The organism is Tenacibaculum sp. 190524A02b (assembly GCF_964036645.1).
GTDB classification, from domain to species: domain Bacteria; phylum Bacteroidota; class Bacteroidia; order Flavobacteriales; family Flavobacteriaceae; genus Polaribacter; species Polaribacter vairaonense.
Genome location: NZ_OZ038525.1, coordinates 3,822,858 through 3,835,901, shown reverse-complemented (window position 1 = coordinate 3,835,901; position 13,044 = coordinate 3,822,858). Strand labels below are relative to the sequence as shown.

The following is a 13,044-nucleotide window of genomic DNA, read 5'->3' as shown; positions in this document are numbered from 1 at the left end:
CTTTTATATATTAATTGTTGTTACATACTCATCTTCATTCTCTATTTTATTAAGAGAAATAACACCGATGTAATTTGCTAATTGCTCAATACAGTCAAATTCGAAAATATCTACGATTTCAACTTCTATTTCTAATTCTTTATTTATCATTGAAACTAAACGAGTAGCTAATAGAGAATGACCTCCTAACTCAAAGAAATTATCATGTACCCCTATTTTTTCTACTCCTAATAGTTTTTGCCAAATAGTTACCAATTGTTCTTCTATTTCATTTCTTGGCGCTATATATGTTCTTGTTGACAACATAGTTCCATCTGGCTCTGGTAATGCTTTTCTGTCTAACTTACCATTGACAGTTAATGGCATCTCCTCTAACTCAATCCATAAAGTAGGAACCATATAATCTGGTAATACTTCCTTTAACTCTAACTGAAGCGCTTCTTTATCTAAATCTAAAGCCTCTTCTAAAACAACATACCCAACTAAACGTTTACTGCCAATACTATCTTCCTTGGCTAAAACACAACTCTGAGTGACCATAGATAAGTTCGATAAGGCATTCTCTATCTCTCCTAACTCTATACGATATCCACGTATCTTTACCTGATTATCCTTTCTACCTACATACTCTATATTACCATCTGGTAACCATTTCGCTAAATCACCTGTCCTATATAATCTCTCTCCTTCCTTGAATGGATTCGATATAAACTTTTCCTCTGTTAACGCTGCTTTATTATAATAACCTCTTGCTACCTGAACTCCGCCAATACATAACTCACCTGCCACTCCTAATGGAACCAAATTCATAGAATCATTTAAAACATACAAACTTGTATTAGCCACTGGACGACCTATTAATACTTTTGATATTGGTTCTTCTAATGGAACTGACCAGTAACTAACATCAATGGCGGCCTCAGTTGGTCCATATAAATTATGCAACTCTACATTAGGTAATTTCTCTTTAAATAAGTTTACATGATCTACTTGTAAAGCTTCTCCACTACATATAACTCGACGTAAACTACTACAATCTCCTGTACTTATCTCTTCTAAGAAAACACGTAACATTGACGGAACAAAGTGCATGGTCGTTATATTTTGTTCCTCTATTATTTCTTTTAAATAACGGGCATCTTTATGTCCTTCTGGTTTTGAAAAGACTAATCGTGATCCGCAAATTGAACCCCATAATAATTCCCATACAGAAACATCAAAACTAAAAGTAGTTTTCTGTAAAATAGTGTCATCTGACTGTAACTGATACTCTGACTGCGTCCATAATAAACGATTCACAATACCATTATGCTGATTCATTACTCCTTTAGGCTTTCCAGTACTTCCTGATGTATAAATCACATACGCTAAATTTTCTGATGTGATTACTTTATTTAACCTCTCTGATGAATAAGTTGTAATGATTGTTTCCCATTCTGTATCTAATGAAATAGTAGTAATTCCTGCTCGGTTTGCTAATACTTCTTCACTTACCTTTTCACTTGTTAGTACCATATTTATGTTGGCATCAATCAACATATAATCAATACGATCTTGGGGATATTCTGGATCAATTGGAACATAAGCGCCGCCTGATTTTAGAATTCCTAAAATTCCCACTAACATTTCTACACTACGTTCTAAACAGATTCCTACTAAAGTATCTGGCTCCACTCCTTGTGCTTGTAAATAGTGACCTAATTGATTGGAACGCTTGTCTAATTCCTGATAAGTTAAACTTTCATTTTCATAAACTACAGCTATAGCTTCTGGGGTTTTGGCTACCTGTTCTGTAAATAAATCTACCAACGTTTTTTCTAAATCATAAGCTACATCTGTTCCATTAAAATCTTCTAGTAATTGAACTTCCTCTTGATTAGGTAGTATCGCCAAATTATCAATAGATACTATTTTTTCACTTTTGAAACCTTCAACTAATTCAATTAATGTTTTTTGCATTAACTCCAGAATACGGTCTGGACCAATACTTACATCAATTTGAGCTGTTAATCCAAAAGCAATTCCAAAATCATCTACATTTAATGTGAATGGATAGTTCGTTCGTTCATCAACACCTAACATTTCTACTCCCAAATCAATAGTAGTTTCATCTTCTTGATCAGGTGATATAGAAGAATGGCGGAAGTTTAATAACGCACTAAATAAAGGCATTTCATTAGAAATACCACTCCAGCCTTGAATATTTGATAAAGGAGTTTGTTCATAAGGCAATAATTCACCTAATCTTCTTTTTACTTGATTTATGTATTCAGATAAACTCCCTTTTAATTCTATAAAAAACGGTAATGTATTTATAAATAACCCTAATGAGTTAGACGCTCCTAATGAGCCTTGTAAACGTCCAGAGAATAATGATCCGAAAATAGCATAGTCTTTATTACTACATTTTCCAATAACTAAACCATACGCAGCGTGGAATAAAACTGCTGGACTAACTCCTAATTCAATACTAACATTACGTATTTTTGTGCTTAATTCATCTTGTAAAATGATTGTGTTTTCCTTAATATCATTAACATTTCCTCTGGTATCAGATAATTCAAACGGATATGTAGGTTCATTAAGACTTCCTAATAGTTTTTTGAAATAAGATTCACCGTCATTAGTGGTTTGTAAATGTAAGATATGGCCTATAAAATCTCTGTATAAAACAGGCTTAGGTAAACTTGATTCTTTTCCTGATAAATACACTTCAATTTCTGCGGTAATTCTTTCTAATCCAAAATGATCTAATATTAGATGATGTTGATTAATAATTAAATAATATTTATTGTTTTCAGAATCATCAATTGATTTTAAATCTAATAAAGGTGCTTTAGATACTTCCATCCATTGTTTACCTGGAATTGTTAATGTTTTCAATTCTGATAGAATATCTTTCGAAGAATCAATTATTAATTCTTCTACAACCAATTGGGCTTCTCTAAGTACTACTTGAACAGCATTTGGAAGTCCTTTACTTAGAACGCAAGTACGTAATACATCATGACGATTTACTACAAATTGTAACGCTTCTATAAAAGACGTTCTTTTTTCGTTATTAGCAAACGATAATAAATTAGGCAGAACATATATATCTCCTTCCTGTTTATTACTCATTAAATGATGGAAATACATTCCTTCTTGCAAAGGTGACAAAGGATATATATCTTGAATATTGGAAACACCTCCATGAACACTCTCTGCAATTTTATCTAAATCTTCTTGTTGAAAGTCTAATAAAGGAACCATTGAAGGAACGATACGATCTGCATCTGCTGTAATTCCATTTTCTGGCACTTCATAAATTAGTGAAGATGATGATAATTTCTCTTTGATATCAGCTATATTAGGGCTTGAAAAAATATCTTTTACTGTTATGTAAAAACCTATTTTTTGTAAACGAGAAATTAATTGTACAACTAGTAAACTATGCCCTCCTAGTTCAAAGAAATCGTCATGAACACCAATCTTTTCTATACCCAATAGTTCTTGCCAAATAATTACTAATTTCTCTTCTGTCTCATTACGCGGAGCAACATATTCTTTTGTAGATAACATTGATCCATCTAGCTCTGGTAATGCTTTTCTGTCTAACTTACCATTGACAGTTAATGGCATCTCCTCTAACTCAATCCATAAAGTAGGAACCATATAGTCTGGCAATACTTCCTTTAACTCTAACTGAAGCGCTTCTTTATCTAAAGCTCCTTCTAAAACTACATAACCAACTAAACGTTTACTGCCAATACTATCTTCCTTGGCTAAAACACAACTCTGAGTGACCATAGATAAGTTCGATAAGGCATTCTCTATCTCTCCTAACTCTATACGATATCCACGTATTTTTACCTGATTATCCTTTCTACCTACATACTCTATATTCCCATCTGGTAACCATTTCGCTAAATCACCTGTCCTATATAATCTCTCTCCTTCCTTGAATGGATTCGATATAAACTTTTCCTCTGTTAACGCTGCTTTATTATAATAACCTCTTGCTACCTGAACTCCGCCAATACATAACTCACCTGCCACTCCTAATGGAACCAAATTCATAGAATCATTTAAAACATACAAACTTGTATTAGCCACTGGACGACCTATTAATACTTTTGATATTGGTTCTTCTAATGGAACTGACCAGTAACTAACATCAATGGCGGCCTCGGTTGGTCCATATAAATTATGCAACTCTACACTAGGTAATTTCTCTTTAAATAAGTTTACATGATCTACTTGTAAAGCTTCTCCACTACATATAACTCGACGTAAACTACTACAATCTCCTGTACTTATCTCTTCTAAGAAAACACGTAACATTGACGGAACAAAGTGAATTGTAGTGACTGTCTCTGATTCTATTATTTCTTTTAAGTAACGGGCATCTTTATGTCCTTCTGGTTTTGAAAAGACTAATCGTGATCCGCAAATTGAACTCCATAATAATTCCCATACAGAAACATCAAAACTAAAAGTAGTTTTCTGTAAAATAGTGTCATCTGACTGTAACTGATACTCTGACTGCGTCCATAATAAACGATTCACAATACCATTATGCTGATTCATTACTCCTTTAGGCTTTCCGGTACTTCCTGATGTATAAATCACATACGCTAAATTTTCTGCTGTGATTATTTTATTTAACCTCTCTGATGAATAAGTTCTAATGATTGTTTCCCATTCTGTATCTAATGAAATGGTAGTAATTCCTTCTCGGTTTGCTAATACTTCTTCACTTACCTTTTCACTTGTTAGTACCATATTTATGTTGGCATCAATCAACATATAATCAATACGATCTTGGGGATATTCTGGATCAATTGGAACATAAGCGCCGCCTGATTTTAGAATTCCTAAAATTCCTACTAACATTTCTATACTACGTTCTAAACAGATTCCTACTAAAGTATCTGGCTCCACTCCTTGTGCTTGTAAATAGTGACCTAATTGATTGGAACGCTTGTCTAATTCCTGATAAGTTAAACTTTCATTTTCATAAACTACAGCTATAGCTTTTGGAGTTTTGGCTACCTGTTCTGTAAATAAATCTACCAACGTTTTTTCTAAATCATAAGCTACATCAGTTGCATTGAAATCTTCTAATAATTGAACACTCTCCGCTTCTGTTAAGATTGGTAAATCATCTATTGGTTTTTCAACATCATTTACAATGCTTGTCAACAAGTTTTTATAATGTTCAAGCATCTGTAAAATCGTAGTTTCTTTAAATAAAGCTGTACAATAATCTACATTTAGTGATATATTAAGACCGTTTTCACTTGCATTCAGTACCAAATCAAATTGTGTTGTTGTTTCTGAATGTTCATATTCTGAAATTTCAACTTCGCCTAAATCAAAGCCTGAGTCTTTTATCTCAGATACTACAGGTGTATTTTGTAATGCAAACATTACTTGAAATAAAGGACTTACACTCATATCCCTAGTAGTCATCACTTTATCTACAACTTTTTCAAAAGGAGCTAACTGATGATCATATCCTTCTAAAGTAGTTTGCTTTACTTGATTCAATAATTCCTTAAAACTAGGATTATTACTTAAATCGCTACGTAATGCTAACGTATTCACAAAGAAACCAATCATTCCTTCCAATTCTGATTGAGTACGATTTGCAATAGGCGTTCCTACACAAATATCATTTTGACCACTATAACGAGATAACAATACTTTAAACGCTGATAACAACAACATGAATAAAGTTACTCCTTCTTCCTTACATAACTCTTTAATAGATGTTGTTAACTCTTCATCAAAGATTAAAAAAGTATTTGCTCCTTCTATACTTTGCACAGAAGGTCTAGTATAATCTGTGGGCAACTCTAATGTACTAACCCCTGTTAACTTTTCTTTCCAATAAGACAATTGATTTTCTAAAACTTCACCTTCTAAATATTTACGTTGCCATATTGCATAATCTGGATATTGCAAGCTTAATTCAGGCAATCTAGCTTCTCTACCTGATTGTAAAGAACTATACAACTCCATAAACTCACTTATTAAAATATTTTCTGACCAAGCATCACTTGAAATATGATGGAAAACACAAGCTAAAACATGTTTATCATTTCCTACATCATATAGTTTTGAACGTAGCATGTAATCTTGAGATAAATCAAAAGGTTTTCCTAGAAAGTCTCCTATATTATCAACCAATAATTCCTCTTCAATTATTTCCTTCTCTAAAAACCAACCACTTGAAGGTATAACTTTTTGATAACCTATTCCATCTTGAGGTATAATGTTTGTTCTTAATACTTCGTGACGAGCTACAATTGTTTTTAATGATTGTTCCAATAATGCTACATCCAATAATCCTTCTAATGAAATTATTGTAGGAATATGATATGCTTGTGTACCTTCCAATTTATCTATGAACCATAAACGCTCTTGACTGAAGGATAGTGGAATATTTTCTGGACGATCTTGAGTAATAATAGCGGGTAGCATTATCCCTTTAGATTGCGTTGAAATATGTGTTGCTAAATCTGATATAGTAGCATGCTCAAATACACTTTGAATAGAAATTTCTATTCCTTGTACTTTACGAATCATAGAAACCAAACGTGTTGCTAATAAACTATGGCCTCCTAATTCAAAGAAATTATCATGTATTCCTATTTTTTCTATTCCCAATAAGTTTTGCCAAATAGCAACTAACTGCTCCTCCGTTTTATTTCTAGGAGCCACAAATTCCTTACTTGATAATATAATTCCATCAAATTCAGGTAATCCTTTTCTATCTAACTTACCATTACTCGTTAAAGGCATTTCATCTAAGGAAATCCAGAAACTAGGAATCATATAGTCTGGTAAAAACTCTTTTAACTCTTCTTGAACCAACTCTTTATCAAACGTTTCTTCACTAACTACATAACCAATCAAACGTTTGGCTCCTGTAGCATCTTCTTTAGCTAAAACACACGAATGACTTATTGAAGTTAAACTAGATAAAGCGTTCTCTATCTCACCTAACTCAATTCGGTAGCCTCGGATTTTTACCTGAGCATCTTTTCTTCCTATAAATTCAATTGTCCCATCAGGTAACCATTTTGCTAAGTCACCTGTTTTGTATAATCTATCTCCTATCTTAAATGGATTCTGTATGAAATTCTGTTTGGTTAGTTCTTCATTGTTTAAGTAACCTCTTCCAACTCCTGAGCCGCCAACTAACAACTCACCTGCAACACCTACTGGTACTAAATTCAAGTCTGAATCTACGATATAAACGTAACTGTTTTTAATAGGATAGCCTATAGGTAATGTACTTGTTGACTTTTCAATAGTATAAGTGGTCGAAAATGTTGTATTCTCGGTTGGTCCATATCCATTAATAATCTTCAAATTCGGATACAAACCTTTTAACTTGTTAGTATAATTAAATAGCACAGTATCTCCTCCAACTAACAAGTATTTTAACGTCTCAAAAACACTTGTATCTTCTTCTACTACTTGATGAAACCATGAAGCTGTCATCCATAAAGTATTCACCTTCTTGGCCTCTATTAATTCTTTGAAAGTAGTAGTATTTAATAAAGTTTCTGTACTGGTTAATACTAATTCTCCTCCATTTAATAAAGTTCCCCAATATTCTATGGTAGTCGCATCAAATGAGATGGATCCTGTAGATAACCAAACCGTATCACTATTTAATGAAATATAATCACAACTGGTACATAAACTAACTACATTTTTATGTTCTATTTGAACTCCTTTTGGACGTCCTGTACTTCCTGAGGTATAAATTACATAGGCTAAATTAGAAGGAGTAATTGTTGTTGCAGAACTTTCTATTGAATATTGAGCAATTGTACTCCATTCCTCATCCAATGTTAGTGTTGTTAAACCTTCTATTTCATTTAATATTTTACTACTAGACGTACTACTTAATACTAGGTTAATCTTTGCATCTTCTAGCATGTAGTTTATTCTGTCTTGTGGATATTCTGGATCTATAGGTACATACGCACTACCTGACTTTAAAATTCCCAAAATACCTACAATCATTTCTAAACTGCGCCCGATACAAATCCCTACAAAAGCCTCTTCGCATACTCCTTGAGATTCTAAATAATGAGCTAATTGATTAGAGCGTTCATCTAAATCTTTATAACTTAATACTTCTCCTTCATAAACTATGGCGGTAGCTTCCGGTGTTTTTTGAGCTTGTATTTCAAATAAATCTACAATTGTCTTTTCTTCTGGGTATGCAAGTTCAGTAGCATTGAAGTCTTCTAATAATTGACTAATTTCTGCTTCAGATAAAACAGTTAAATTACTAACAGGTGATTTTTCTTCTTTTAAGGCTTCTAATAACTCAACTAATACTCCTTGCATATAAGAAAGTACCTTTTCCGACTCAATACTTTCATCTGCTTGAACTGTTAAACCAAAAACAACTCCAAAGTCATCTACACTTAACGTAAGTGGATAATTGGTACGTTCATCACTACCTATAATTTCAACACCTAAATCAATAGTTGACTCTTCTTCCTCTTCCAATGAAATAGGAGAATGACGAAAGTTTAATAAAGCACTAAACAAAGGTATTTCATTAGAAATTCCACTCCAACTTTGAATGTTTGATAATGGTGTTTGTTCATGAGGCAATAACTCTCCTAATCTTTTTTTAACTTCATTTATATACTCAGATACGCTTCCTTTCAACTCTACAAAAAATGGTAGGGTATTTATAAACAACCCTAACGAATCTGCGGCTCCTAAAGAGCCTTGTAAGCGTCCTGAAAACAAGGAACCAAATAGTGCATAATTTTTATTACTACATTTACCTACAACAATTCCGTATGCTGCGTGAAATAAAATAGCAGGACTTACACCTAATCCTACACTAATATCACGAATTTTTTTACTTAATTCTTCTGATAGAACACTATTAGATTCTTTAATCTTTTTTCCGTTTCCTCTAATATTTGACTGTTCAAATGGATACGTTGGCTCATCAATACTTCCCAATAGATTTTTAAAATAAGAGGCACTATCATTTGTAGTTTGCAAATGCAATATATGCCCTATAAAATCTCTATATAAGACAGGTTCTGGAAGATTGGATTCGTTTCCTGACAAATACAGTATAATTTCTGATGTAATTTTTTCTAATCCAACATGATCTAGTACTAAATGATGTTGGTTAATAATTAAATAGTAATTATCATTAGCTAAATCGTCTGCTGACTGTAACGCTAACAAAGGAGCTTTAGAAACATCCATCCATTGATTTCCAGGAGTTGTTAATAATTTCAACTCAGACAAAATATCTTTAGAATTATCTATGACTAATTCTTCTACTGATAATGTAGCTTCTCTAAGTACCACTTGAACTGCTTGTGGTAATCCTTCATTCACAATACAAGTACGCAAAATGTCATGACGATTTACTACCAATTGTAATGCTTCTATAAAATTAGCTCGCTTTTCTTTATTGGTAAAAGCTAGTAAATTGGGTAAAACATAAGGATCTCCTTGTGCTTTAGTACTCATTAAATGGTGAAAATAAATTCCTTCTTGTAAAGGTGATAATGGATACATATCCTGAATATTGGAAACTCCTCCCTCAACACTAGCTACAACTTTATCAATATCTTCTTGCTCGAAATCTAATAATGGAACCATTGATGGTACAATACTCTCTGTATCTACAGTGATACCATTCGCTGGTACTTGATAAATAGACGATGAATTCGATACCTTTTCACTTATACTTGCTATGTTAGGATTCGAAAAAATATCTTTTACTGTGATATGATAATCTATCTTCTGTAAACGCGATATTAACTGAACTACCAATAAACTATGTCCTCCTAATTCAAAGAAATCATCATAGATTCCTACTTTTTCTACTCCTAATAAGTCTTGCCAAATAACTACTAACTCCTCTTCTGTCTCATTTCTTGGGGCAACATACTCTTTAGTAGACAAGATAGCTCCATCTATATCTGGTAAGGATTTTCTGTCTAATTTACCGTTACTCGTTAATGGCATTTCTTCCAACTCAACCCAAAAACTAGGAATCATATAGTCTGGTAAAAATGCTTTTAAATCTTCTTGAAGGGCTTCTTTATCAAATTCCTCTTCGCTAACCACATAACCTACTAAACGTTTGTTCCCTGCAGTATCTTCTTTGACTAAAATACAAGAATGGCTTACAGATGCTAAACTAGATAATGCATTCTCTATCTCTCCTAACTCGATTCGATAACCTCTTATCTTGACCTGAGCATCTTTCCTGCCTACAAATTCTAAATTCCCATCTGGTAACCATCTTACCAAATCTCCTGTCTTGTAGATTCTCTCTCCTTCCTTAAATGGACTGACAATAAACTTCTCTTGAGTTAACTCTTCATTGTTTAAGTAACCTCGGCCTACTCCTGAACCTCCTACTAATAATTCGCCTACAACTCCTAATGGTACTAAATTCAAGTCTGCATCTGTTACATAAGCTGTACTGTTCTTGATGGGTGATCCAATAGGTAATGAACTATTGCTTGTCTCAATAGTATATGTGGTTGAGAATGTAGTATTCTCAGTTGGTCCATAACCATTGATAATGGTCAAATCTGGGTACAACTCTTTTAACTTATTCGTGTAATTAAATAGTACTACATCTCCTCCTACTAATAAGTATTTTAACCTTTTAAAAATACTTGCATCTTCTTCTACTACTTGATGAAACCATGAAGCCGTCATCCATAATGTATTCACCTTCTTGGCTTCTATTATTTCTTTGAAGTTTGTAGTATTTAATAAGGTATCTGTACTGGTTAATACTAATTCTCCTCCATTTAATAAGGTTCCCCAGTACTCTATAGTAGTCGCATCAAAGGATATAGAGCCTGTTGACAACCAGACAGTATCATTATTTAAAGAAATATAATCACAACTGGTACATAAACTAACTACGTTTTTATGCTCTATCTGAACACCTTTTGGACGTCCTGTACTTCCTGAGGTATAAATTACATAGGCTAAATTAGAAGGTGTTATAATTGTGGTTAAACTTTCTTTTGAATGTTCAGCTATTCTATTCCATTCTTCATCTAAAGTGATTGTGGTTAATTCCTCAATATCAGACAAAATACGATTACTTGAAGTGTTACTTAATACCAAGTTGATATTGGCATCTGCTAACATGTAATTAACGCGATCTTGTGGGTATTCTGGATCAATAGGAACATAAGCGCCTCCAGACTTTAAAATACCCAAGATGCCTACCAACATTTCTAGACTACGTCCGATACAAATTCCTACAAAGGTATCTGTTGTTACACCTTGTTCTTGTAAATAATGAGCTAATTGATTAGATCGTTCGTCTAATTCTTGATAACTGAATGCTTCTCCTTCATAAACTATTGCTGTTCCATTTGGTGTCTTTTCTGCTTGTTCTTCAAATAAGTCGACAATCGTTTTTTCTGATGGATATATTAATTCTGTAGCATTGAAGTCTTTTAATAATTGGTTCTTTTCCGACGCTTGCAACATTGGTATATCACCAATAGGTTGTGTAACATCATTTACAATACCTTTTAATAATTCTTGATAATGCGATAGCATTTGTTCAATAGTTCCATCTTTAAACAAAGCTGTACAATATTCTAGATTTATAGCAATACCAAAATCATTTTCTGATATGTCTATTGTAAGGTCAAACTTAGAAGTAACAGTATCAAAACTATATCCTGAAATTTCAAGATTTCCTAACCCGAATACTTCTGTTTCATCCCCTTGTGATATTGCAGATGTATTTTGTAAAACAAACATTACCTGAAATAAAGGAGACCTACTTACATCACGAGTAGTAAGTACCTGATCAACCACCTTTTCAAAAGGCACTAATTGGTTATCATATCCTTCTAAAGTTGTAGTTTTTACTTGATTTAATAATTCTTTAAATGTTGGATTCCCACTTAAATCACTACGTAATGTTAACGTGTTTACAAAAAATCCAATCATACCTTCCAAATCTGATTGTGTACGATTGGCCACTGGAGTTCCTACACAAATATCTTCTTGACCACTATAACGTGATAATAATACTTTGAAAGCAGATAATAAGAACATAAATAAAGTAACACCTTCTTTCTGACATAAAGATTGTAACGAATCTGTCAATTTTTTATCTAATAAAACGGATGTGTTTGCTCCAGCATTACTAGGAACAGAAGGTCTTATGTAATCTAATGGTAAGGTTAAAGTACTTATGTTTTTAAGTTTTTCTCTCCAGTAAGACAATTGATTATCTAACACTTGCCCTTCTACATGTTTGCGTTGCCATATTGCATAATCGGCATATTGTAAATTTAATTCTGGAAGGTTTGCTTCTTTACCTGATTCTAAAGAAGTATAAAATTCCATAAACTCATTTATCAAAATATCTTCAGACCAACCATCACTAGCTATATGGTGAAAAACACAAGCCAATACATACTTTTCATTTCCTAGGTCATATAAACATGAACGCAATTTATAATCAGAAGATAAGTCAAAAGGAATGCTAAGATAATTTTGTATACTGGTAGCTAAATTTTCTTCATTTTCTACCTCTACTTGATCTAATGCCCAATTATCTGATTTAATAATTTTTTGATAGCCCAAACCTTCTTCTAATAGAATATTCGTGCGTAATACCTCATGACGCTCAATAATTGACTTTAATGCTTGTTCTAGCGTGTCTATTTTTAAGGTTCCTTCTAAACGAATAACAGTAGGCATATGATACTCAGTGCTTCCTTGTAATTCATCTAAAAACCATAACCTTTCCTGATTAAACGATAATGGAATATGACTTAAGTTTTCTTTATCATAAGGAATTATTTTTTCTAATAATTCATCTGTAGAGTCTTCATCTTCATAAGCCTTTAAATGATCTATTATCTGTTTTTTATTAGACTTTATTTCTATAATTATTTCTGGATTAATTTCAGTATCTGACTGTATACTTAGTGAGTCATTTTTTAAAACTAATTTTATCCCTTCCTCATCAAGTCTGTGGAAAAAACGTATTATATCCAT

The 13,044-nt window shown here is 32.7% G+C and carries 1 protein-coding gene; it reads right to left on the bottom strand.

Features of this window, described 5'->3' with window-relative positions; genetic code table 11:
- Positions 1-3: 3 nt before the first annotated feature.
- Entirely contained in the window at positions 4-13,044 is a 13,041-nt protein-coding gene (locus ABNT65_RS15440) for an amino acid adenylation domain-containing protein (RefSeq protein ID WP_348746238.1), read from the bottom strand.